Here is a 24,243-nt window from a genome sequence, read left to right on the forward strand (position 1 = left end):
ATACTGTGTTATTTCAGCATGCGTTTGATTTTGTTCACTGAGATATTACGTCTCTCCCACGGCCGGTGAAACTGCCTCCAGTTAGGTTCCTGTGCAACGGCCAGCATTTCATAATCACCACGAGTGTCGCCCCATGCACGAAGGTGATATGCACAGAGCGGCCCATATTCAGCTTCCAGCCTCAATACCTTCTGAGCACATCGGCAATTGTCGCCACTTATACGGCCCGTCAGGATACCATCCTTTACTTCTAAGTTTGTCCCGATTAAACGTATTCCTAACTTTTCTGCGAAGGGCTTCAGCACTATTGCAGGCGAGGCAGAGCAGAGTGTTACAATGGCACCCGCGTTAACCTGAGATGCTACGCCAACGAGGCCGGAAGGGCGCATCAGACGTGCCCAGTATTGTTCACAGAAATCAACCGCTTTACTTTCAACCCAGCGGGCCTCAATGCCGGTAAGAAAGATTTGGATCAGGGCGGCCTTAAGTTCATCCCGTGTCATCCTGCGCCCAATGAACTTGAGTGTGGGGATAACCAGACGGACAAGACGTTGGGTAAAGACACGTTTCCCAAAGGCAAAATACAAAAAAGGGACAAAGCTGTCTCGCTTGGTGAGTGTGCCATCAAAGTCAAAGACGGCGAGAGGTTGACTTGTCTTAATAATAGTAACCATCACGTAATGTGCTCATTCAACTGTCACATGTGTACTGTTCCCACATCGGGAGATTTATTCTGTCTCACAAACTGCGCTGGCTCAACGCTAAATTTCTTTACCGACGTTGTTGCGTGACCTGCTCCCCGTTGATTAATACACACCGATGTGAGTAATGTCTTCATAAGCCACATGAGGACATCCCCATGAAGAAGCGTTTTTCCGACGAACAGATCATCAGTATCCTCCGCGAGGCTGAGGCCGGGGTTTCTGCCCGTGAGCTCTGCCGTAAGCACGCCATTTCCGACGCCACCTTTTACACTTGGCGTAAGAAGTATGGCTGTAGTGGTCAACAAAAACTGGCCACAGCGTTAGAGTTTTTCCAGAACAATCGTTCTGATTCATTCGGCGTCAAACCACCATTATATTGATGGGGTCTGAGCTGGCTGTAATATTCCGTGATGTAGTTCGTTATCGCTGCGCTGGCTTCACTAAAGTTGGCGTATCCATTATTCGGCACCCACTCTGTTTTCAGGCTTCTAAAAAAACGTTCCATCGGGCTGTTATCCCAGCAATTCCCCCGGCGACTCAGGCTTTGCTTTATCTGATATCTCCACAGTAATTGTCTGAAATTTCTGCTGGTATAGTGGCTACCTTGATCCGAGTGATACAGCAAATTAGAGGGTTTTCCTCGCGCTTCCCAGGCCATGGACAGCGCTTTCGTTGTCAATGCAGAGTCCGGGAAAAATGACATCGCCCAGCCAACTGGTTTACGAGAAAACAGATAAAGCACAACGGCTAAATAAGCCCAACGTTTACCTGTCCAGATATACGTCACATCACCACACCAGACCTGATTAGGTTCTGTTACTGCAAACTGGCGCTCAAGATAGTTGGGGATCTCTACGTGCTCCTTAGACGCCTTCTTATATCGATGGCCGGGCTGCTGACAACTGATGAGATTAAGTGCTTTCATCAGCTTTGTTGCCCGCCAGCGACTCAGTTTTACGCCTTTGGTTGTGACCCTCGCGGCAATATTACGTGCACCTGCAGAACCATGACTTTCGCGATAGCTTTCACGAACAAGACTGAGTAATACCACGTGTGTGGCATCAGGCTTCTTTGGTTGCCGCCAGTATTTATAGCTGCTGCGATGAACCCCAAACACATTGCACATAACGGCAACGGGAAACCGCGCCCTGAGTTTCTCAACTAATGAGAATTGTTCAGGGAGTCTGACATCAAGAGCGCGGTAGCCTTTTTTAATATATCCCTTTCCATTTCAACACGTTGAAGTCTTTTCTTCAGCTCGCGTATTTCAATCTGCTCAGGTGTCATGGGTGAAGCTATGGGTGATTTTCCCGCTCGTTCTTCTTTCAACTGGCGGACCCACTTATCCATCGTGGATTTGCCGACATTCATTGCCGTGGCAGCGGCGGCAACAGTGTAATGCTGATTCGAGTACAAGCTGGGCAGCTTCAAGGCGAAACTCAGGGCTAAAATTGCGTCTGTTACGTCCGGTCATAATGTCACCTGTTTTTGACTATGAGGCGATGATATCACCTCTATTCAGGTGGCCAAATTTAGTGTGCCACTACAGAAATAAGGTAAAACGTAACGCGTTGCAGTCATCTTTCGAGCGTTTGGGTGTACACCGAGTATCTGAAGGGGAGCGTTTCATTCAGGCAAAAGTGTATAGCACGCCATCAGGGATCGGGACGTTTCGACATATTCATGGCTATCTGGTCAAAGCATCAACACTGTATCGGGGAAACCGTATCCCTGATGAAAGTCGGTTGTTGATCCTTCCCTGATGTATGGCAATCTAATTGATTAGCAGGCTTATTTTTGTCTGTACACAGCAAAAAGTGCAGTTTTTATGCTCTGTAAATCGAAGGGAATGTCTATGCCAGATACGTCAATGACCTGGGAAGAACTGCTGGATGAATATTTCTTCTCTCACAATCTTCGACAAGTCACCGAAGACAGTTATGTGAAAGTGGTGAAGGGATTCAGGAAGTATATCGGTGTGGAAGTTTTACCCGACAAGATAACACACCGTGATGTGTTGAAATGGCGAAGACATACCTTAAAGGAACGCAAATTGTCCGCCAATACCTGGAATAACAAAGTGACGCACCTGCGGGCGCTATTTAATTTTGGGATAGAGGAAGGTTTAATTGAACAGGATAAAAATCCATTTAATGACGTCGCTGTTCAAAAAGACAAGAAGAAAAAGAAGACACTCACCCGGGAACAGTTGACGAAAATCTACCTGCTGATGCAACGAGTAGAGTCTGAAGAGTCTCATGCTCCCTGGGGACGCCGGTGTGCATTGTATCCAGCCTGGTACTGGCTTACTGTCCTCGATACTCTGCGCTATACCGGGATGAGACAGAATCAACTACTGCACCTCCGATTACAGGATATCAATCTCGATGAGGGATTCATCGAACTACGACTGGAGGGGAGTAAAACGCACAGGGAGTGGCGGGTGCCTGTCGTTCGTCAGTTGCGTGTCAGGCTGGCCCGTTTACTGGCGCAGGCAAAACTGGCCGGCGCCCGTCCGTTCGACATGTTATTTGATGTCAATCGCTTTGCACCGTCCCGGCGTCACCAGGACGAGTATCAGTATGATGAAGCCCAGGCATTACAGAGTACACGGTCGTTTTTCCGCCGACTGGCTCGGGACTGTGGATTCGCGGTGACGGCACACCGGTTCCGGCATACGCTTGCCACCGAGCTGATGAAAACGCCGGATCGTAATTTGCAGTTGGTTAAAGATCTGCTGGGGCACAGTAGTGTCAGTACCACGATGGAATACATTGAATTGAATATGGAAATTGTAGGGAGGACACTGGAGACTGAGCTGGCGTTACACACAGATATTTGCTTGGATAACCAATTACATGACTTGACAGTAATGTAGTTGGCTGTAACTATACACAGCGATCGAGAAAAGGGAATCTGCTGACACAGATTCCCTATCTTGAGGATTCAGTTCTTTGTTAAGCAGTGCAGCTTGTTGAACGCTATCTGCGCCGAAAACGATTCTATGACCGAACCCTGCGTTAACCGCCCGTTAAGGTTCTCACTCTTAACCAGCGTGCTTTGATGCAAATAAGTGGTGCCCGGACTCGGAATCGAACCAAGGATTCATTGCCACAACAATGAAATCACCGAATAACAGTAAGTTACCTTTACGCTTCGATTCTGAATGTACCACCGTTTTGTACCATATTCAAGGTAACGGTACTCTTCAGATAAGCAGTTTTATGCTTTTTCTGGGTGCTCACGATAATACTGTGTAATACCTTCTACATAGCCTTGTGCGTATGCTGCCATTGGGCTGATATGACGAACATGGCTTGCCTGGCTATCCTTGATGGAGGAAATTGCACTCTCCATATCGATTACCTTTTGCTTAGAATATCCAGCTTGATAGCCAAGTTCATATGAACAACCAGCACATTTATGACGGCTGAAATCTCCCTGATCTTTTGGAAATTTAGCAAAATAAGGGTCGTGACGATGTTGATTTTGGCATGTTTTCATGAATTCGATCTCCATCAAAAAATGGTCAGGAACATCCGTAACCATTACTACCGTACTTGTAGTATCCATACTATAAATACGGTATTAGTGGAGAGCAATAGCGATGGTATGGAGCGTATAGCATCGCTATTTATAGTTTGCCTTAACAGTTATCTATGCTTGGCTAATGGGATTTTTCGGAGGTGTGTTCAACTTCCACTGTTGAGTAAGATTTGCTGCTAGTCCACCCATTAGCGCCCCAAATAGCACCCGGAAGCTCGTTCCAAAGTCGATAATCATTATCCAGTCTCTGGAGGTGATACCAATGCAGAGCAGGGCAATACTGAGCAGAAGTAGCAGGAAAATCAGTGTGAATGTAACCCCACGTTTTCTGAGCGGCAGATATTCGGACAGCTGCAACACCCCGATACCGATGAGTGGAGGGCAGACCAATGAGTAGATGAACACATATATCGGCTCACTGACATACACTCCACAGATAAGCATTGCAGTGGCTATGATACCGTTGATCCCAGCGAACTGATTCAGAGTCTGATCTTTGCTACTGCTTAAGAACAATGCTCCAGCATAGCCACCGATGATGCTACTGACGGCAATTCCCAGATGCGGCAAAGCAACCTGAATTAGGAAGCTGTAACTCGCATCATTCACCCATACCATATTTGTTTCACTGAACGGGATTGCCAGCGAAGTAATCGCTAAGACAGCTGAAAGCACCAGCATTTTTATGCTTACATTCATTTTTGTTTTTCCTTAAGCGAAATTATCATGCTGTCATTAATTAGCTCGGTAGGTATTGCAGGGAATCCAGCGGTTTCTGTCTTGTAAGAATACTTTTGGGCCCACGTACTGAATCATCACCTTTGTATTATTGCCATACACCATGATGACCTTTTCATCATCTTGCTCGACAACTCCTTTGTACTTTAGAGTTTTCAGGCCTGATACATCCATCTGAGCAATGTTAATGGTTGCCTCAACGCCATTATCACACTGTATTAATAGTGTTTTCGGTAATGTGGCCGCATATCCATTTGCGGTGAAGATGAATACTGAAATTAGAATAAATCTCAGACCTTTCATTATTTTCTCTCCAATAAGTCGGGCCTATTACCCCGTACTATGCGGTAAATGCTGGTGATACCGATCCCCAACTGGCGGGATATTTCGGGTTTACTCAGCCCCTTTTCTAATAACTCAATAACTTCCTGCGATTTACTTCGAGCCGTTGCCTTCCTGCCCTTGTACTTGCCCTTGAGTTTCGCCAGTGCAATACCTTCGGCCTGACGCTCCAGCATCATTTCACGTTCAAACGTGGCGATGGCTCCAATCATCGTCAGCATCAGCTTTCCGGTCGGTGTGGCCGTGTTGATACCGATGTTAAGGATATTTAATGCCACGCCTTTACCCTGTAGATATTCCGATACTTCCAGCAGGTGGCGGGTATTACGGGCGAGGCGATCCAGTTTCGTGACTTGCACTGTGTCACCTTCGCGGACAAACTCCAGCATTGCTTTTAGCTCAGGACGGTCATCCTTGGCTCCGCTGATTTTTTCCCGGAATACCTTCTCGCAGTCGGATAGGGCTTTGAGTTGAGTATCCAGACTTTGCCCGGTGGTGGACACGCGGGCGTAACCGACTGTAGCCATTTAGGACTCCTTACCCTGCCAATAGGCCATGCTATGCTGCACAAACCTGCCAAAATGCCAGAACAGCCCTGTGGCATGACCTGAACGGGCATTCCATAGCGGTGCTGGCGGCAGATCTTTAGGGCATGGCCTAATGGCTCGGGTCTAGTTGAGATGGGGGGATTAGAAGAAATCTTTGTCGGGGGTATAGCGGCCCATCATTCCCCGAAAGAAGATAGTGGCGAAGGTGGTTAACGCCATGATTACGGCTTCGAGTAATAGCGCTTTCCAGTTCATAACCAGCCTCTCTCCGCGAACGATACAGTTCGACCACCACCAACGACGATGTGATCCAGTACACGGACGTCTATCAGCTCCATCGCCTTCTTTATCCGTTCGGTAATGGTCCTGTCAGCCCCTGATGGCTCAGGATAACCTGACGGATGATTATGAGAGCAGATGATAGCAGCGGCGTTCAGACAAAGCGCCAGACGGGCTATCTCGCGGGGGTAGACAATCGTGGATGATATCGTGCCATAAAACATCTCCTTATACTGGATAACGCGGTTCTGCGAGTCGAGGAAGATGACGGCAAAGACCTCGTGCTCACGGTCGCCAAGCTGGAGGGCGAGGTAGCTTTCAGTTTCTTTGGAGGACACCAGCGATTCATTACGGTAGAGCCGTGCCGTTAGCAGCTCCCGGGCCTGGTTGATTATATCGTGCATAGTAATCTCCTATGGTTGTATGCACGTTTCTTGTACCGGGGAGAATGGTCAATATTGAATTACGGCGAGGGTATAAGGGATGTAAAAGTGTTACTTTTGTTACCATGCCAAATCGTGAATCGTAACACTGAAGACATTGATATGACGGCATGTGCCCATTGTTACGACTGTTACCGAGAAAATTCATGTCTAGGGTGTGTCCCGTAACTATTTTTTGTACAATCAGGGACATGATTTCATCACAAGAAGTGCTTTAATTTGGCTCGTTACGATTTCCCCGATGAAGCCTGGGCGCTGATTTCTCCCATGCTGCCACCTGAAAGAGGCTCTTCCCAAGGCGGGCGTCCTTACTTTGCGCATAGACATGTCATGAATGGCATATTTTGGGTGCTTTGCTCCGGCGCGCCGTGGCGGGATTTACCTGAGCGTTATGGTCAATGGAAAACCATTTACAACCGTTTCAATCGGTGGTCTAAAGCCGGAATAATGAACAGTATTTTCAATAAATTACTCCAGATTCTGGATGAAAAAGCGCTGATTGACTGGGATATTATCGCGCTGGATGGCAGTAACGTTCGCGCCCTGAAAGCGGCCGCCGGTGCGAAAAAAAACATCCCGATGAATGCGAGGACCATGGGCTGGGTCGCTCTCGCGGCGGCTTTGGCACCAAAATCCATCTGGCGACAGATGGCACAGGATTACCGCTGAGTTTTTGCCTGAGCGGTGGACAGGCCCACGAAAGCCGATACGCGGAAACGTTGCTCAACCGGGTCGGGATTATCCGAAAAAGCGGGCATCTGAAATCACGTCCCAAAGCGGTGCTGGCGGATAAGGGTTATTCAGGTAAAAACCTTCGCATTCATTTGAAAATGAAAGGAATAAAAGCGGTTATTCCGTTTAAATCGAATGAGAAGGCCAGTCAGGACGGACGTCGGCTCCTCGACACGCGCCTATACAAAAAACGCAATGTCGTGGAGCGTTGCTTTGCGATACTCAAAGAAAATCGCCGTATTGCCACCCGCTCGGAGAAAACAGCCAGAAACTACCTGAGTATGCTAAAACTGGGAGCGATCAGGTTATTTTTAAAGCGGTTGTTAAGTTAAGGGACACAGCCTAGGACAGGGACCTTCATTTCAGAATGACGCTGAATGGTCTCACTTATGGTGCTCTTATCGACCGCCTGGTGCTAGGAGCGGACTTTTTATAACTTTTGCGTATAAAATCACCGTGCAAAGACCTTCTGAGTTATGTGCACCTAAGTCAAGATCACCAAATCTGCATTGCAGTGCTCAAACGAATTAATTTTACAAGTAAATTTTGATTTTTAACCTGTTAGCTTGTTTAAGCTCATATTAGCTTTGTACAATAATGTTTATCTTGACTTCCGGCATGTGTCCAAAAAGTCTTCAATCAGTCTCAGACATAATATTTAGGTAAAATTGCGTTGTTTGCGACTCTATAGCAGCCAATTAGATAAGACCATCAGGATGGGATAAATGGCCAATGTGCGGATAAAACCTAGTGATCATGAACACAGTATTCTATATGCAGAAACTGGTGGTGCCTGTCCACTCTGCAAATCTGCAATCATGTCCAAAAAACCTGGTTCGAAGAAGCCAATATCTCTGTATGAAATAGCACATATTTATCCCTTGAACCCAAACAGCTTGCAAATTACAGCATTGAGTAATTATCCTGCCCCCGAGGATATTAACTCACTGGAAAACTATATTCTGCTATGCCCTACATGTCACACTAACTATGACAAAGACTTCAAAATAGAAGAATATTTACACCTGAAAAACATTAAGAAAATATTTCTTGATGATGCTAATGCTAAGCTAGCTGCTTCGCAATACGCCTTGCAAGATGAAGTAAATGAAATCCTTGATCTGATCTCAATGGATGATGGTAGTTATGAAGATCTTTCTGAATCCGAATTCAACATAAATTCTATTGATAAGAAACTTAAGTCTAACATCAGTTCACTACTCAAAAGGGAAATACGACATAATATTACTGACTTTTTCATACCTATCAGAAATCACATCCGTATTATTGAGCAAGAAAATCAATTATCTATTAAATTGCTTCAATGTCAGATACACACTTTTTACTTAGCCATGCAAAAGCAACATCCTGAAAATAAGGATTTAGTATTTAAATACGTATCTGAATGGATTTGTCAAAAATCAGGAAAATCTTTAATGGCGTCCAAAATCCTGACTTCCTTTTTTATTCAAAGTTGTGAGGTATTTGATGTTAGTTCCAAGTAAATTCACGACACTAGAAGAGTCTACCATTTACAAAATGATATCAATCCTTTCAAATAGAGAGGAAGGGGAAAGTATTTCTGACCTATTAAATAGAACATCAGAACAATTCACTGACACATCAGAACTCATATATGCGCTGGACATTCTTTATGTTCTTGACTTACTCAATATAGATCAATCCGGGAATATTAAATATGCTCCGTAAAGTATCATGCGATTTATTTAATAAAGGAGAGATTATCTTCGGTTATGGTTTAAATGTCATTCTTGGAGATAATGATGCTAAAAACTCAATTGGAAAATCAACTGCTCTAATGGTTGTAGATTTTGCAATGGGCGGAAATTCTTTATTGAAAGATAAAGCTGGCGTAATCAAGGCCCTTGGTCATCATAGATATAATTTTGAATTTAACTTCGGCGGAGTTCCTTACTTCTTTTCAAGAACAACTGAATTTTCCAATACGGTTCAAATATGTAATGACAATTATATTTCAGTAGATGAAATAAACATTGATGCTTATACTGACATGCTCAAATCAAAATATGAAATGGGTCATTTAAGTAGTAGCTTCAGGAGTGTAGCTGGCCCTTTCAGCAGGATTTGGAATAAAGGTGAGCTTGACCCTGAACATCCTTTTGCAGGAGATGAAAAAGAATCAGAAGCCGTTGCAGTTAACCGTCTAATTGATATTTTCGAATATACCGATGAGATTTCTGGTGAAAAAACTGTCCTTGATGAACAGGAAAAGAAAAAAAGTATCATTTCAAAATCGATGAAAGCAGAAATAATTCCTAATATTAACAAAACTAAATACAATGAAAACCTAAAGATCATTTCTGACAATGCACAAGTTATAGATGGGCTGAAAACTGGCTTCAATGGAGCTTTAAGTGCATACGAAGCATTATTCGATGCTGAGCTACGTTCGACACAGCAATACGTTAATGAACTAACACATAAGAAGCAAAAGCTCTTATCTAGAGCCACACGTTTAGAACGCGACATTATGGGGATAACACCAAAACTTGCTGCAAACATCGCTCTAGTACAAGAATTCATACCCAGCGTAAATACTGAACGATTGCATAAAGTTGAGGCCTTTCATCAAGGTATCTGCAAATTAGTTGGAAAAGAGCTTAAGAAAGATCTAACTAATGTAAAAGTTGAGATTGATGCTATCACGTCGGAGATTAGCGAATTGGAGAGTATAATTCGCTCAAGTCTAGCTAAAAAGGGTACTCCCGATGACTTGTTCAAGCGTGTCTTCGAATTGAAAGAAAAAACAGATAAAGCTGTATTAGAAAACAAATACTATGAAACTAAGGTAGCTGCAACTGAACAAGTAAAACTTACAAAAGAACGATTAAACAATATTTATAATGGGATTTTTCTGACAATTGAGCATGTATTAAATTTCAAACTCAGCAATTTTAACAAAGTCGTTTACGGGCCAACCCGAAATCCATCCCAATTGCGAATAAACAGTGAAAAATCGTATACCTTCACTTCTCCAGAGGATACGGGGACAGGAAAGTCGTATGCAGGATTAGTTGGTTTTGACCTTGCAATGCTATCGTTGACCAAACTTCCATTTGTTATTCATGACTCAGTCATATATAAAAATATTGAAGTTCCTGCCACGAGGAACATCCTAAGAATTCTCTCCACCATGAATAAAAAACAAATATTTCTAGCTTTTGATGAAGCAACAAAATTTGGCTCAAAAGCTGAAAGAATATTGATAAGTCATTCAAGATTAAAACTAAGTGATAGTTCATTGCTCTATATAAAAGACTGGAGAGAAAAGTCTATAATTGGATAACAGGTATTTTCTCATCAGAACCAACCGCCAGAGGCAGAGCAGCGTTCCTGGCGGTTCGTGTAAGTTACCACTTCGAACGGCAAAACAAATAATTATTTTCAAAACTGGCTGAAGTGTTAACAATTCATCCTAATTTAAAAATGGATATCTGAATCGACACTAGTTTTTTAATCACTTTTTGGACAAAAGTGCCAACCTCTACTTCTCACTCTTAGCTGAAAATTAAATCTTCTGTTCAGGTCATTACAATGGAAGTATACGGATATAAAAGCAGATAGCAGAGAAGTGAAGTGTTAATTTTGTTACCAGAAAATATAGAAAAGCGTAACAACAAAATTGTTGATATAATAGCGTGCAATCACTGTTACGGCTGTTACCTTGGAAAATTTGTCACTGAAAAGGGCCGGAGCCCTTTTTTTGTATTTCAGAATGATGCTGGATATGGATATGAGTAGCTTTCAGACTTATTACGAGTTTCTTCGATATCCTGATTGAAATCATCAATATTTATTTTCTTGAAGCTGACGCCGAGCGATATTTCGAAATACTCCACCATTTGTGTGAAAGTGTTGGCTCCACCATGACGGCCATCTTTTAAAGCTTTGCTCAGGGTTGTATTAACAGATCGGATATTGGATGTGTTCGGCGCATTATTCGACGCCTTTACAAGTTCCTTTAAGATTTTCAGCGTTTTCGGTTCCCCTTTGATTTTCCGATTGTTGTCATCAGTCAGGCAGATAAATGTCTGAAGCACTCTGATGAGACGCTTCATTTGGGGATTCCAATTTGAGTTTGACGGTTTTGAACCTACAATACCAGATCCGCCCCTTGAAGACTCACCAGTTAGGGGGTTATACGATGGAATATTCTCTGGTAGTTGTCCGTTCAGATCAAACCAGCCCTTTGCTGCATGAAGCCCACAGGTAAAATACCCGGTATGTTCAGGATTATCCCTGCTGGTGAACAGGAAAAGATAATAGTCCGTCGTTAATGGCTGTTGGTGATAACCAATCTTTTCCTGCCCTGGTAGAAGTGTCGTTTTAGTTATAGCTTCAACTTTATACTGCTTGTATGCCGCCTCTCGTACCGCTTGAGTGGTCTTGCTGTACTCCTTAGGCCAATCCATAGAGCTCTCCAACTTGATGTTTTTTAACGGTAACAAAGGTAACAGCGTAACATGCAGTTATATCAACGTTCTCGCTGTTACCGCCCATTTTAAGCAATCGTAACAACGTAACAAAGGGGGCAGAGCCCCCAGTGAATTACACGGCATATGGTGAATCATCACTCTGTGCTTGCGGCGGCGGCTCAGGTTCGTCGCCCAAAAGCTTCCCCGAAATGACGTAAACCTTACGAGTACCCACGCCATGTATCCGCTTTGTTACGCTAGCAGTACTCGGAAGATAACCATTATCATACAAAATCTTAGCTACGTTTCGGTGTTCCAACCCCCGGCACAACTCGCTCTTGAACGCGGCTGGGTAAACCAAGAAGTCTGAACCATCCTTCGCCCCCCAGACCGGACCATTAGCCGCCTGTCCAAAGCGTGAATCCCCCCATGTAAGTAGCTGGGCCTTGACAGACTCAATTGCCTGATTTGACTCGTGGGAGCCTTCCCCGCGTCCTGCCAGCCAACTATCGAAGCAAGCCTTGACGCCACGGAGTGACTCACCTTCGGGCCATCCCGTAATATCCGAGGCCAGCTCTCCGGCAGCAGCCACGAGAGCAAAGCGGTTAGCAGCACGTTTGATCTGACCATCTGCTCCGTCTGGCACATGAACAAGAAATTCAGCCATCAGCTTCTTGAGCCTGCTGGTAAATCCCGCCTTATCCGCCGTAAGTAGCCGCAGAAAGGCACGGGCAGCCGTACCGTAGAAACGCTTACTGTCACGGTTCAGGGCCTCAGCGAAGCTGGCACCATCGGCACAATCATGGAGTTCCTCGAACAGCCCCAACCCCTTACCAGCATCTGCCGGAATATCGATAAAACGCACTTCCTGCCCGGCTTTAACCTTCTTGCCATGCTGCTCCATCAGGTTCGACAGCGATACTTCTCCCGCTGACATGAAGATCAAACGCCACGTTTTAATTGCTGCTGCACCTCCTGTCCGGTTTGCCCGTGCTTTACTCGACCCATTAGCAACCATATAGACGGTCTGAGCAGCCTCTGCGGGGTTTTCATCGGCCATCTGGCCCAACTCATCGATCACCAGTGTTGCGTCGTTATGAGCGAAGCAGACACCTTCAAGCCCGTTAGAGGTCGCACGCCATGTTACAAGCTTATCCGGGGCCCCCCAGAGAGACTTACAAACCCGAAGACCTGTCGACTTTCCCCGGCTACTCTCACTGCGGATATGAAACCCGCCAGATTCCAGTGAACTGTCCAGTTCCAGCAGTGGTCCGGCAAATCCAGCAGCAACCATCAAAACTAACCGGCTATTACCGACACACTTAGTAGCGACATTTTTCTGCCAGTCTTCCAGGCTACCTGACTGCTCATAGCCTGGGGGAGCCCCAGAGAACGACTGATAAATTACCGTCTCACTGGATGCCCCTATCGCCTCATCGGGGAGCACATAAACATCGCCAAACCATCCTGTCTGCGATACGCTCCTGGCTCTTCCTACAGGCTGAACCGTGTTGATGTAACTCTGGAGTGCCCTGAGTTCACCGGGATCATAATGCAGACCACGTGAAACTAACGGCTCCAGCATCAACGAAGGTTCTTTAATTAAAGCCGCCCTCGGCAATGCAAACTGGTGCGTATGGCCATCCATATCTGCAAACTGAAGGACCAATCCCCAGTCTTCACTCGCCTTATCACGTGACAAAGCGACTGGGTAAATAGCCGTGCTAACCTTTGCGCTAACGGATTCACGCTTCTGACACAGCCAGCCATTTGAGAAGAAGAAGCTGGGTGGAATCCCCATTCTGGCATGAGCGATAACGGGCTTCAGTTGCCTCTTCAGCTCGTCCATTCCCTCCAGCAGCATCAGATCGTTGGCATCCGTGGGCTGACTCGTCTCGTCCTGAAACTCAGGGATGAAGATAGATATCCCCTCAAATTCTTTTGCGACCTTTTCCGCTGCCTCAACTCCAGCGTTTTTCTCCTTATATTTATCGTTATCGGCAATAATGACGATTGGAACCTTTGTTTGTGAGCGAATTGATTCAACTACTGGATAAATATTCCCGCAATCGATAGCCATGATAGATGTGTATCCGGTGGCATCAAAACAGGATGCTGCTGTTGCATATCCCTCGGCAACTAATAGAGTGCTGTCATTTCCCTGAATAACATGACAGGCACCCTTTTTACCACAATCTTTATAGAAGTATTTAGTGCCATTGGGTAATATACGTTGAGCATTAATGAAGTTACCCTTGTAATTGCTAATTGGAATGATTAATGCGTCGCCATCCATTAGAAGACCATTACCTGACACATTTTTTCTCGACAAATAAGGATGCCGTGATACTTCTGATAATGAGGTGATGTGTTTGGCTAATTCAATTCTATTTTCAACAAAAAATGCTTCCTTCTTCAGCATTTTCTGTGTTCTTAGCGTTTCTAGTTCATTAATTCTCTCCTGTCGATCCACGGATGATAATGAATTCAAACCGTGGCTATTCCACATTGCCTCACCTAAACCAGGTCTATTGCTCCTGATATATATCCTGTGAGTTTTACCTTCTTCATCACTCAGTATTTTTAAATATCCACTTGTTTTACCAGGCTTGTCATGGATATCTTTAAATCTGGGATGATCTGTGTCAACTGCTTTTAATTCAGCATCCTCTGCGACAATTCCATGCTCTATTCCAAGTTGAAATGCGGCATATAACGCCTTATAATTATGCTCTTCAATATTCATATTGACTCCCCGCATGACTTTCGCAAGGGAGATGACGTTCCCCCTTGCGGGTGAAGTCAATGCGATATTGTATCGTTAGTTACAGCCAAATTCGAAGTGTTCGATATCTCCGTAAGGGCTCATGACGAGACGCATGCTACAACAGTCTCCCGAGGAAAAGAACTGATAGCAGTCATGCTCTTCGCTGTAAGTGGCACTCCCATCTTCAATACGACAGATATCCTCAAGCAGTTCGTAAACGTACTCGCATTTCTCTTCAACAGAGGTGATTTGGCTAAAGATAGCCGCTTTCTGCTTGAAACTTTCGTTGTTACCGTTCATTGGATTTCCTCATCTTTGCAGCAAGAGTAGCCTCGCTGCGTTGAGGAAAATGCTATTCGGATTGACAGTGACATGTCGACAAAATAGAAGGGGAGATTTTCCGTAACGAAAAAACACCCCTAAAAAATTGATATTATAGCGTTGCCTTGATAAACGAGAGTTTATGTAGTTTCTGTTCAATTTTAGCTAAGATAAAATTCAGCGTATCTAATTTTTGTTGATTATTCTCTGTGGGAATGATGTCATTCATCGCAATGATAGTATCACTCAAATACCCTCTGTATTTAACCAGACACTCAATATCTTTTTCACAATAGAATTGACGAATATCATCATTTAATCCAATTAGTTTCCCTTCTTTAATTAAATCCTTTAACTTGTCGTTACTGACGGTATTTTTAAAAAATAAAACACTCAATTCATCACATAGAGAGTCATTTAATGCTTTTATCCTGAAAAATGGATTTTTTCTATGTTTTGGTTTAAGTTCTTTATGTAAGGACTTTCTAAACATGATGTAATAAACTGCATCTTTTTTATTTCTGTCATTTTCCCTTATTCTTTCTTTTGGTCTCAATCCAAATAATGAATCCAGATTTTTTGGATTTGGATTAATTGCTTTTTTAAACCTTTCAGATAAATACTCTCTCATCTCACTAGGCATTTTCCAGCCTTCATCTAGATATATCGTTATTATCTTAATGACTTCTCTGTGGGTATCTGGATGAATAGAGCCTGCAATCTTTGTATATTTAAATGGCTCATCAAAAATATATTTACCATTTTCATTCGAATCAGCACGAACTGCCCCAAGTTCATCATCAAGATAAAAATAATCCTGATTGTACTTGATTTTTTTATAAAGGTCTTGAAACTTTGATTCCAAATTACTCATGTATTCAATTTCGTCGGCTACTGACATAAATTCCCTTGCAGTGCAGTAAAATAAAGTATGTGTTTAAATTTATATCATATTAAGACCTGATGAAGAAGAACGAGAGCTTATGAACTATTTAAGACTGATTATCGACCGCGAGAAGTACACCACTGGTTTTAACTGTGCAATTGATGCTGACCTTGTACTTCCGACAGTCCTCATCGAGGCCGGACTGCCCGCTTCAGGATACCTGGAAGGTCTGACTAAGTGGCATGCTGAATCCATTGTGCGTAAGTTGCTCCGGCTCCTGGATGGTCAGGCTGTCAGAGCAACGGTCTTCGACCACACACAGCATAAAACGCAGGTTTATCCATTCTGATTTACCGGGCACGGATGCCCGTAGTGATCGGGGTAAAAGGCCGGGAGTACCTGACTTAACGGCTCCAGTCCTTGATTCGACGGAGGTTTAACCTTGGGATTGTCTCGATGGCTTCCAGCTTAGTTTCTACGGGTTTGTCGCCATAGTTTTCGCTTTCGTTCCTGTTCGAATCGATGTGACCTGTAATGCTGTCGCGAATGTCCATTGCGACCCCACTTCTTCGGCAGTTCGTCACGAATGTATGACGGAAGCTGTGTGTCGGTGATATTTCATCACGTCCAATGCCGTTGTTTCTGATGTAACGACTGAATCGCTTACGGAAATTGGTTGAGTACTTTTTCTCAGCAAGGGCTTCGTCAGAGAACAGAAAGGCACTCCTGCGGGTGACGAAATCGGTGAAGCCCAGCTCTGTAACATGAAGAGGTACAGGAACGTAACGTGTTTTGCCTGTCTTAATGGACTGCGTTTCGTTTTCCTGCAATTTCATAACACAAAACGCCATCACGTTGCTGAATATCACGCCTGTGCAACTGTGCGATTTCCTCAACACGGCAGCCAGTGTAATAGAGGATAATCGGGATCCAGTAATCCATCGCTTCGTAAGGCTCTTCCCGTCCGGTGAAAACAGGACCGGAGAACACTCTCGCCAATTCTTGCTGTGTGAAGGGTTTGTCGCTGCTGTCGCGGGCTGTACGGGACGGTTTACGTACATCCCTCACGGCGTTGTGCTTAAGCCAGTTAACGTAGATAGCGTACTCAAAGAATGACGACAGATGGTTGAGCATGTTCCGCACTCTGTCCGGGGTGAGGTGGTCTTTGTTTGGCAGGGCCAGCTTTTGGGCCAACGATAAAGCTTTCTCTTTTTTGGTCAGATTTTTGGGGTACTTCGCCATAGTATCCCGGAATTTCACAATATGATCGACGGTGATGTCGTCAATGGCGAGGTTGCCGTTTATCTCAACAAAACGATCTGCTGCTGCTGCGTACTCTTTAACATGTGCCAGTGCTTTTTTATCGATGGTTGCTGCATCGGAAGGGCATTTGAACTCTTTGTACGCTTCGAATAACTGAATGAAGGTATTGCGGGGTTCGGCTGCTTCTGGCAACGCATCCAGTCCTTTGCTTCTGGCGTAGCGTTTGGGGTAAAGGCTGAGAATGAACGCATTCGTTATCTCATTACGCCGCTCTGCAAGCCGCCATGCCAGACGATGGAGCCAGATCTGTGGTAACTCAGTGTCGGCCCATTCCTGTGCTTCCTGAAGTTCTACAGCCATCAATTTACACAGTGCTCCGCTGCTGTCCTGCCACGAATCTGACTTTTGGCTAACTAGGCGGTCTTTATGTTCCAGATAATCGCAGATGAGATCATTAGCGGGGCTACGGGATAGGCCATATTCATAGTCGTCAATCAGATATCGCTCAGTGATGACTTCTTCCTGTGACACCATGCGGGAGGCCCAGAGGCCAGCGATCAACTCGATATCGGCGTTGGTGACAGATTGCTCAGCATCCAACTGTCGTTTGGCTCTTCGTATCGCATTCTCAAATTTCTGCCAGACAGGGATAGCTCTGACGATAGCTTCATCATGATCTTTCGTGCCGAGTGACTCTTTGAACTCATGCTGATCGTCCAGAAGGTGGCGGAGTTTTTTAGGGATAACTCGGCGGACACCGTAGGTGCCACTGCGTGTATAGAGACCTTTCATAATGATCATTTGTACCACCTTTTTGTACCACCGGGAAGCGGGGCCGGAGGAGGGATAAGGGCGGTAACTACTGGTAAACCAACAAGTTGTTGACTCAGAAAGCAAAAACCCCCGCAGAAGCGAGGGTTATAAATAAGTGGTGCCCGGACTCGGAATCGAACCAAGGACACGGGGATTTTCAATCCCCTGCTCTACCGACTGAGCTATCCGGGCAACGGGGCGCATTAAACCGTATATCGCGATGAGCGTCAATGAGTTTCTGCCATAATCGTTGTGGTTGCTCTATTTTCAGTCAGTTAGTGTGGTTTTCGGTGGGGTTGAGGGCGTGGTAATAGCGGTGGCGGGCCCGATGGCGTGCGGCATCGGGCCGATAAATACTGTCACATTCGTTGTCTTGAATTCGCTGAAAAATAATGCCACTATTGCGCGGTTTTTAGCTTACCTTCCACCTGCGGTTATTTAGAGGATTGCGGATATGTTGGATTCAATGCCCATGGTACAGACGCCGTGCGCCGGATCTCTGCTGCTGTCGCCGCATCCTGAACGCATGGCGTTCATCCTGTCTCTGTTTTCCCGATTATCCCTTGCCACTATGCGGTGAGGCGTACTGACGCCCCCTGTTAGGCATGATTAAAAATAGAGCCGACTGGTCTCTGATTTTACTGATGTCTATCGGCTGGTGCTGGTCCCAGATGATGCGTATTTCCCTGTGCCGTTGGCGCGGGTCATACGTTTGTCGCGGTTAGCTGGCATGCTGTTCGTCGTTTTGGGCAGTAGTTGATGGGGTACGTTACGCTTAACACGTAGCGTTATCTCTGCGCAGTGTCTTTCAGGCACGTACACTCATTCTTGACCGTTTGGGTTTGGGTACATGAAACAGTTAAAAATTGCGGCTAATGCGGCGGTTGCCTCCCGTCTAATCACCTTGCGTCCGATTGTGGCGCTCAGTCAGACCGATTTTACCGATATCGCGGCCGTCGTGGTGTCGGTTGAGGAGGCGCGCAGCGGCATCCTGTCGGTGATGCATCACTCCGGTTTCGGTATTCCGGCATTCGTGGTGCGCGAGCCGTGGCATACCAGTGAGGAACCGCTGCCACCGGGCAGCGAGTGGCTGAGTCTGGATAAAGCCGGGGAACACGCGCTGCAACTGGAAAAAGTGGCAGCCGAGTATCAGGCGCGTTTACTGCCGCCATTTTTTGATACGCTGTCTAAATATGTCGGTATGCAAAACACCACGTTCGCCTGTCCTGGGCATCAGGGCGGGGCGTTTTTCCGCAAGCACCCGGCCGGTCGGCAGTTTTTCGAGTTTTATGGCGAAAACATGTTCCGCTCTGACATCTGCAATGCAGACGTGAAGCTGGGCGACTTGTTGATCCATGAAGGTGCGGCGAAAAAAGCGCAGAAATTTGCTGCCAAAGTGTTCAATGCCGATAAAACCTACTTTGTCCTTAATGGCACCTCGGCGGCGAACAAAGTGGTGACGAATGCGTTGCTGACGCGCGGTGATTTGGTGCTGTTTGATAGAAATAACCACAAGTCTAACCATCACGGTGCGTTGATTCAGGCGGGCGCGACGCCGATTTATCTGGAAACGGCCCGTAACCCGTTTGGTTTTATCGGGGGCGTGGATGCGCACTGTTTTGATGAGGGCTACCTGCGCGAGCTCATCCGCGAGGTCGCCCCGGCGCGCGCCGATGAAGCCAGACCGTTCCGGCTGGCGGTGATTCAGTTGGGTACGTATGACGGCACTATTTATAACGCCCGGCAGGTGGTCGATAGCATCGGCCATTTATGCGACTACATTCTGTTTGATTCGGCCTGGGTGGGGTATGAGCAGTTCATCCCGATGATGGAACAGTGCTCACCGCTGTTGCTGGACTTAAACGAGAACGATCCGGGGATTTTCGTCACCCAGTCGGTGCATAAACAGCAAGCCGGTTTCTCGCAAACCTCGCAAATCCACAAGAAAGACAACCACATTCGTGGACAAAAGCGCTTTTGCCCGCATAAGCGCCTGAATAACGCTTTCATGCTGCACGCCTCCACCAGCCCGTTTTACCCGCTGTTTGCCGCGCTGGATGTCAACGCCAAAATGCATGAAGGGCCGAGTGGCCGCAGGTTGTGGATGGAGTGCGTCAGGCTTGGGATTGACGCGCGTAAGCACCTGCTGGCGCGCTGCTCGCTTATCAAACCGTTTGTACCGCCGATGGTGGGCGAGAAACGCTGGCAGGATCACGACACCGATGTGATGGCGCAAGACGTGCGTTTCTTTAACTTCGAGCCGGGTGAGAGCTGGCACGCCTTTGAGGGCTACGCGCAGCAACAGTATTTTGTTGACCCCTGCAAGCTGTTGCTGACTACGCCGGGCATTGATGCGGCAACCGGCGCGTATACCGAGTTTGGTATTCCGGCGACCATTCTCGCCAATTACCTGCGTGAACACGGTATTATTCCCGAAAAATGCGATCTGAATTCTATTCTATTCCTGCTGACACCGGCGGAAGATAGCGTGAAGATGGAGCGCCTGGTGGCGGCGCTGGTGCAGTTCGAGCAACTGATTGAGCAGGATGCGCCGTTAAGCGAAGTCTTGCCGAACCTGTATCACAAGTATGAGCAGCGTTATACCGGCTATACGTTGCGGCAGTTGTGCCAGGAAATGCATGATTTTTATGCCAGCCACGATGTGAAACGGCTGCAAAAAGAGATGTTCCGTAAAGCCTGTTTCCCACAGACAGTGGTGTTACCGCAGGATGCGCATACCGCGTATATCCGTGGTGAGGTCGATTTAGTGCCGTTGGCAGAGGCAGAAGGGCGCATCGCTGCCGAAGGTGCACTGCCTTACCCGCCGGGCGTGCTGTGCGTGGTGCCGGGTGAGATCTGGGGTGGGGCCGTATTGCACTATTTCCAGGCGCTGGAAGCCGGTATTAACCTAATGCCGGGCTTTGCGCCGGAATTACAAGGTGTCTACAGTGTGGCGCAGGAAGACGGTAGCAAGCGCTTGTGTGCGAATGTGATGGCCCGCTAACGGACTGGTGCTGTATTGACCAAAGAGAAAGCCGGGGGACATTCACCCCCGGTTTTTTTATTGCTCATCGGCCATCAGGTGGCCGTTTTCTCATGTTCCGCTTTCAGGCGGTTGGCGTCTTCTTTTTGCTTGCGCAGGCCGTACCACCCGGCGATCAGCAGGATAGCCAGCACCGGGGTGGTGGCGACAGTCCAGGTACCGTTCGGGTAATCCAGCGCCATCAGCACCAGTACACACAGCAGGAAAGCCAGCGTCAGCCAGGAGGTAAACGGTGCCCACGGCATGCGAAAAGCAACGGGGGCGGCTTTACCCTGACGGATCGCCTGGCGCAGTTTCATTTGGCATAAGATGATAAATGCCCAGGAGCTGATGATACCGAGCGAGGCAATATTCAGCACAATTTCAAAGACCTGTGACGGCACAATGTAGTTGAGAAATACGCCAATGACATGAATGGCCACCGTCACCAATATCCCGGCATAGGGCACTGACTGGGCATTCATGTTGCCAAGGAATTTTGGTGCCGACCCCCCCTGAGACAATGACCGCAGGATACGACCGGTAGAATACAGCCCGGAATTAAGGCTGGAGAGTGCCGCTGAGAGCACCACAATATTCATGATGGTGCCGATATAAGGCACGCCCAGTTTGCTAAAGAAGGTAACGAACGGACTCTGCCCCGCCTGATACGCATTCCACGGCAGCAGGCACACCAGCAACACGACGGAGCCGACATAAAATAGGCCGATACGCCAGATAACGCTGTTAACCGCTTTCGGCAGGGTTTTCTCCGGGTCTTTACATTCACCGGCCGCCGTACCAATCAGCTCAACACCGGCGAAGGCAAAAATCACCCCTTGAATTAACACCAGTGCAGGCAATAAGCCGTGGGGAAATAGCCCGCCGTTATCGGTTATCAAGTGTAAGCCCGGTATGTTGCCATCCAGCGTTTTACCGGAGCCGAGAAAAATCGTGCCCACCACCAGAAACAGGGAAATTGCCGCGACTTTGATCAGCGCAAACCAAAACTCCATCTCAGCAAACCATTTCACGCCAATCATGTTCATGGTGGTGACAATGGCTAACGCGCCGAGCGCAAATACCCATTGCGGGACATCGGCAAAGGTTCCCCAGTAGTGCATATAGAGCGCGACAGCGGTGATATCGACAATGCCGGTCATGGCCCAGTTGAGGAAATACATCCAGCCGGCGACATAAGAGGCTTTTTCACCCAGAAATTCGCGGGCGTAAGAGACAAAACTGCCGCTGGTCGGGCGATGAACAATCAGTTCACCCAGCGCACGCAAAATGAAAAATGAAAAAATACCGCACAGCAGATACACCAGTGCCAGCGCCGGGCCTGCCATTTGTAAGCGGGCGCCCGCGCCAAGAAATAAACCGGTGCCAATTGAACCGCCAATGGCAATCATCTGAACCTGACGATTGCCCATACTTTTGTGGTAGCCCGCCTCATGTGAATCGAGCCAGCGCCGTTTGGCGTGATGCTCGTTCTGTTTGTTATGTTGAGTCATTGCCTGTTTGATTCCCTTGTCTGTCATTCAGGAGAATGGGGCTGTGTTATCACCGCACAGCCGTGTTGCGCGGTGTGACAGCCTGACTTATTGAGTGGATAGTTTTCCCCCCGCCTTCCCGACGAGGTAAAAACGCCAGCGATGCTACCGTTTCCTGACCGCTGAGGCAAAAATTCCCTGCCTGAATACCCCGGTTTTATTTTGCTTTTGTGCGATTTCTCTTTTGTTTTTTAATTTTTAAATCTATTTTCACATCATTAATTGGTGTTAATTGCTGCCTAATGGGGTCGATATAGCGTTTGCTTATGACTGTAACCAATCGTTTGCTATGGCGGTTTTATGGGCGTTTTTCTATGGGCGTTCTGTTTTGTGAACGTTTTTTGTGAACCCTGAGTGTCGTGACGGGAAGAGTGAAAAACAGGAGGGACGGTGAAGCCCCTCCTGCGGGGTGATGACTAACGACTATAGGCGCGGTAGTTTTTCTGTGCGTTATTCACTTTGTATAAATAATGGCGTGATTCGGCAGAAGGATGTCGCGTGGTCAGCGTTTGGTAAATCTCGTTTGGCGACATGCTATTAATGATGCCAAATGCCGTGTCTTTATCATTGGAGAATACCCGCAGAACGCTACCCGCACCGCCGTTATAGGCCGTTATCATGGCATAGCGCTGTGAGGTGGGGTTTTGAATACCGGCGAGATAGATGTTTTTCAGCATCGACAAATAAGGCTGTGCCGGTGTCGATGTTGCTTTCCGGGTCGAACAGATAGCTGCGGCTCGGTTGCCCCCATTTGCCTTTCATTTTGAACACATCACGCCCGGCGCTGTGCTGCACCACCTGCATTAATCCCAGCGCATCAGAGCGGCTGACGGCATAAGGGTTAAAGCTGGATTCCGTTTGCATGATGGCGAGGATCAGCGATGCATCAATGCCATAGCGTTCAGAAGCCTGACGTACCATCGGCAGGTATTTATGCGCGCGTTTATCCAGATGGTTTGGTACCAGTTGCATGGTGACAGACCAGATAACCCGCATGCCCGAGGTACGGCGCTGCAATTTGTTCTGAATCAGATAGTCGGCGAAGCTTCCGGCGCGGCCTTCCCAGCGAATCGGTTGGCCGGTGTTATCCAGCACCTGGCCGTATAGCAGCGGTTCACGGCTTATCTGAATGTCGTTGGCATCGGAATACAAATCGGTATTGCTGGCATTATCGCCCATCAACAACGTGGTCACGATGGCCTGACGCAGGCTGGCCTGATAGTTGGTTGATGAAATGGTTTCAATGGTGATGGTGCCGGCGTCAAAGTTGACGTGACTACGCGTCAGGTATTGGTCGGAGTATTTCACGTAGTCTTTGGGGCCGGCGATCAGAACCTCGTTTAATCCCCAGATATTTTCAATATTGTTGGCAAATTGCCCCATAAGAATATCAAAGGCATTGGTGTCTTTGACTAATGCCTCATTGTATTCGTTGTTTTTCTTGCCAGAGCAACCGACCAGCAAAGGGGCAATAAACAGCAAAACGAACAGTTTCTTCATCGTATAAAGCCGTAAGGGGTCAGAGACGCATCAAGGCCTGATGGCCCCCTGTCAGTTAATGTTGCGGAGGGGTATAGCCGTCGATCTGCACGTCCTTGCCTTCAAACAGGAACTGCACCATCTCTTGCTCCAGCAATTTGCGGTGTTCGACATGCATCATGTTGAGCTTTTTCTCGTTAATCAGCATGGTCTGTTTCGTTTGCCACTGCGCCCATGCTTCTTTGGAGATCTCATTATAAATACGCTTACCCACGTCGCCGGGGTAGAGTTGGAAATCAAGCCCTTCGGCATCGCGCTGTAAAAAGGTGCAAAAAATCGTTCTGCTCATG

22 protein-coding genes, 1 tRNA gene and 3 pseudogenes are annotated in these 24,243 nt (G+C 46.8%); 9 read left to right on the forward strand and 17 right to left on the reverse strand.

All coding sequences use genetic code 11. From position 1 onward, the window contains the following. Positions 1 to 8 precede the first annotated feature (8 nt). A complete protein-coding gene (locus tag O1Q98_RS16420) occupies positions 9 to 674 on the reverse strand; it encodes an HAD family hydrolase (protein ID WP_125258560.1) in 666 nt (221 codons plus the stop codon). Positions 675 to 859: 185 nt separating this feature from the next. Here O1Q98_RS16420 and O1Q98_RS16425 point away from each other — a divergent pair. Next, positions 860 to 994 (forward strand): annotated as a pseudogene (locus O1Q98_RS16425) (transposase); the annotation flags it as partial. An 8-nt stretch (positions 995 to 1,002) separates the two neighbouring features. On the opposite strand, the pseudogene O1Q98_RS16430 reads toward O1Q98_RS16425, so the two are convergent. After that, a pseudogene (locus O1Q98_RS16430) lies at positions 1,003 to 2,178 on the reverse strand (IS3 family transposase). A gap of 375 nt (positions 2,179 to 2,553) precedes the next feature. On the opposite strand from O1Q98_RS16430, the gene O1Q98_RS16435 reads away from it, so the two are divergent. Continuing rightward, entirely contained in the window at positions 2,554 to 3,582 is a 1,029-nt protein-coding gene (locus O1Q98_RS16435; protein ID WP_125258561.1) for a tyrosine-type recombinase/integrase, read from the forward strand. Between the two features lie 344 nt (positions 3,583 to 3,926). On the opposite strand, the gene O1Q98_RS16440 is transcribed toward O1Q98_RS16435, so the two are convergent. From O1Q98_RS16440 to radC, 5 genes are all read right to left on the reverse strand, one after another. Beyond that, positions 3,927 to 4,208, reverse strand: coding sequence for a hypothetical protein (locus tag O1Q98_RS16440; protein ID WP_125258631.1), 282 nt, complete (start codon positions 4,206 to 4,208; stop codon positions 3,927 to 3,929). A 153-nt stretch (positions 4,209 to 4,361) separates the two neighbouring features. Next, entirely contained in the window at positions 4,362 to 4,949 is a 588-nt protein-coding gene (locus O1Q98_RS16445) for a hypothetical protein (RefSeq protein ID WP_125258562.1), read from the reverse strand. Positions 4,950 to 4,985: 36 nt separating this feature from the next. Next, positions 4,986 to 5,291: a hypothetical protein gene (locus tag O1Q98_RS16450; RefSeq protein WP_125258563.1), complete on the reverse strand. Its 306-nt coding sequence runs from the start codon at positions 5,289 to 5,291 to the stop codon at positions 4,986 to 4,988. Next, positions 5,291 to 5,857 carry a recombinase family protein gene (locus O1Q98_RS16455; protein ID WP_125258564.1) on the reverse strand — a complete coding sequence of 189 codons (567 nt, stop codon included), beginning with the start codon at positions 5,855 to 5,857 and terminating at the stop codon, positions 5,291 to 5,293. The genes O1Q98_RS16450 and O1Q98_RS16455 overlap by 1 nt, the downstream gene beginning before the upstream one ends. A gap of 272 nt (positions 5,858 to 6,129) precedes the next feature. Continuing rightward, positions 6,130 to 6,561, reverse strand: coding sequence for a RadC family protein (gene radC, locus O1Q98_RS16460; RefSeq protein WP_125258565.1), 432 nt, complete (start codon positions 6,559 to 6,561; stop codon positions 6,130 to 6,132). A gap of 258 nt (positions 6,562 to 6,819) precedes the next feature. Between radC and O1Q98_RS16465 the strand changes: the two genes are divergently transcribed. From O1Q98_RS16465 to O1Q98_RS16475, 4 genes are all read left to right on the forward strand, one after another. Beyond that, a protein-coding gene (locus O1Q98_RS16465) for an IS5 family transposase (RefSeq protein ID WP_015848379.1) occupies positions 6,820 to 7,664 on the forward strand; the annotation gives its coding sequence in 2 pieces (ribosomal slippage) (positions 6,820 to 7,165 and positions 7,165 to 7,664; 846 coding nt in all). Between the two features lie 393 nt (positions 7,665 to 8,057). Next, positions 8,058 to 8,837: an ABC-three component system protein gene (locus tag O1Q98_RS16470; protein ID WP_125258567.1), complete on the forward strand. Its 780-nt coding sequence runs from the start codon at positions 8,058 to 8,060 to the stop codon at positions 8,835 to 8,837. Between the two features lie 34 nt (positions 8,838 to 8,871). After that, positions 8,872 to 9,042: an ABC-three component system middle component 7 gene (locus O1Q98_RS19745; protein ID WP_333482111.1), complete on the forward strand. Its 171-nt coding sequence runs from the start codon at positions 8,872 to 8,874 to the stop codon at positions 9,040 to 9,042. Then, positions 9,032 to 10,660, forward strand: a complete 1,629-nt coding sequence (locus tag O1Q98_RS16475; protein ID WP_125258569.1) for a DUF2326 domain-containing protein — start codon at positions 9,032 to 9,034, stop codon at positions 10,658 to 10,660. The genes O1Q98_RS19745 and O1Q98_RS16475 overlap by 11 nt, the downstream gene beginning before the upstream one ends. Before the next feature lie 424 nt (positions 10,661 to 11,084). Here O1Q98_RS16475 and O1Q98_RS16480 read toward each other — a convergent pair whose 3' ends face one another. From O1Q98_RS16480 to O1Q98_RS16495, 4 genes are all read right to left on the reverse strand, one after another. Beyond that, positions 11,085 to 11,786, reverse strand: coding sequence for a hypothetical protein (locus O1Q98_RS16480; protein WP_125258570.1), 702 nt, complete (start codon positions 11,784 to 11,786; stop codon positions 11,085 to 11,087). Between the two features lie 136 nt (positions 11,787 to 11,922). Next, the gene (locus tag O1Q98_RS16485) at positions 11,923 to 14,535 is read right to left on the reverse strand and encodes a TOPRIM and DUF927 domain-containing protein (RefSeq protein ID WP_164512964.1); all 2,613 of its coding nucleotides are present in this window, start codon (positions 14,533 to 14,535) and stop codon (positions 11,923 to 11,925) included. A gap of 75 nt (positions 14,536 to 14,610) precedes the next feature. After that, a complete protein-coding gene (locus O1Q98_RS16490) occupies positions 14,611 to 14,856 on the reverse strand; it encodes an NUDIX hydrolase (protein ID WP_125258572.1) in 246 nt (81 codons plus the stop codon). Between the two features lie 133 nt (positions 14,857 to 14,989). Beyond that, complete coding sequence (locus O1Q98_RS16495; RefSeq protein WP_125258573.1) at positions 14,990 to 15,778, reverse strand: hypothetical protein; 789 nt, start codon at positions 15,776 to 15,778, stop codon at positions 14,990 to 14,992. An 82-nt stretch (positions 15,779 to 15,860) separates the two neighbouring features. On the opposite strand from O1Q98_RS16495, the gene O1Q98_RS16500 reads away from it, so the two are divergent. Then, positions 15,861 to 16,112 carry a hypothetical protein gene (locus O1Q98_RS16500; RefSeq protein ID WP_125258574.1) on the forward strand — a complete coding sequence of 84 codons (252 nt, stop codon included), beginning with the start codon at positions 15,861 to 15,863 and terminating at the stop codon, positions 16,110 to 16,112. A gap of 55 nt (positions 16,113 to 16,167) precedes the next feature. Here O1Q98_RS16500 and O1Q98_RS16505 read toward each other — a convergent pair whose 3' ends face one another. The 3 genes from O1Q98_RS16505 to O1Q98_RS16515 all read right to left on the reverse strand — a co-directional run bounded on the left by O1Q98_RS16505 (position 16,168) and on the right by O1Q98_RS16515 (position 18,031). Then, positions 16,168 to 16,599: a tyrosine-type recombinase/integrase gene (locus O1Q98_RS16505; RefSeq protein WP_278142363.1), complete on the reverse strand. Its 432-nt coding sequence runs from the start codon at positions 16,597 to 16,599 to the stop codon at positions 16,168 to 16,170. Continuing rightward, a complete protein-coding gene (locus O1Q98_RS16510) occupies positions 16,565 to 17,827 on the reverse strand; it encodes a DUF6538 domain-containing protein (RefSeq protein WP_278142365.1) in 1,263 nt (420 codons plus the stop codon). Before O1Q98_RS16510 ends, O1Q98_RS16505 begins: the two co-directional genes overlap by 35 nt. A gap of 128 nt (positions 17,828 to 17,955) precedes the next feature. Next, positions 17,956 to 18,031: transfer RNA gene (locus tag O1Q98_RS16515), tRNA-Phe, on the reverse strand. A gap of 262 nt (positions 18,032 to 18,293) precedes the next feature. On the opposite strand from O1Q98_RS16515, the gene O1Q98_RS16520 reads away from it, so the two are divergent. Further along, entirely contained in the window at positions 18,294 to 18,419 is a 126-nt protein-coding gene (locus tag O1Q98_RS16520; protein ID WP_269975637.1) for a hypothetical protein, read from the forward strand. 270 nt (positions 18,420 to 18,689) lie between these two features. Continuing rightward, the gene (locus O1Q98_RS16525) at positions 18,690 to 20,843 is read left to right on the forward strand and encodes an ornithine decarboxylase (protein ID WP_125258576.1); all 2,154 of its coding nucleotides are present in this window, start codon (positions 18,690 to 18,692) and stop codon (positions 20,841 to 20,843) included. Between the two features lie 74 nt (positions 20,844 to 20,917). Here the strand turns inward: O1Q98_RS16525 and ansP are convergent, their stop codons facing one another. The 3 genes and pseudogenes from ansP to O1Q98_RS16540 form a co-directional block, all read right to left on the reverse strand. Beyond that, positions 20,918 to 22,375, reverse strand: coding sequence for an L-asparagine permease (gene ansP / locus O1Q98_RS16530; protein ID WP_125258577.1), 1,458 nt, complete (start codon positions 22,373 to 22,375; stop codon positions 20,918 to 20,920). A gap of 455 nt (positions 22,376 to 22,830) precedes the next feature. Next, positions 22,831 to 23,914, reverse strand: a pseudogene (gene mltC, locus O1Q98_RS16535) (membrane-bound lytic murein transglycosylase MltC). Between the two features lie 55 nt (positions 23,915 to 23,969). Beyond that, a complete protein-coding gene (locus O1Q98_RS16540) occupies positions 23,970 to 24,242 on the reverse strand; it encodes an oxidative damage protection protein (protein WP_125258579.1) in 273 nt (90 codons plus the stop codon). Position 24,243: the final 1 nt, after the last annotated feature.

Source organism: Dickeya lacustris, from assembly GCF_029635795.1.
GTDB lineage: Bacteria > Pseudomonadota > Gammaproteobacteria > Enterobacterales > Enterobacteriaceae > Dickeya > Dickeya lacustris.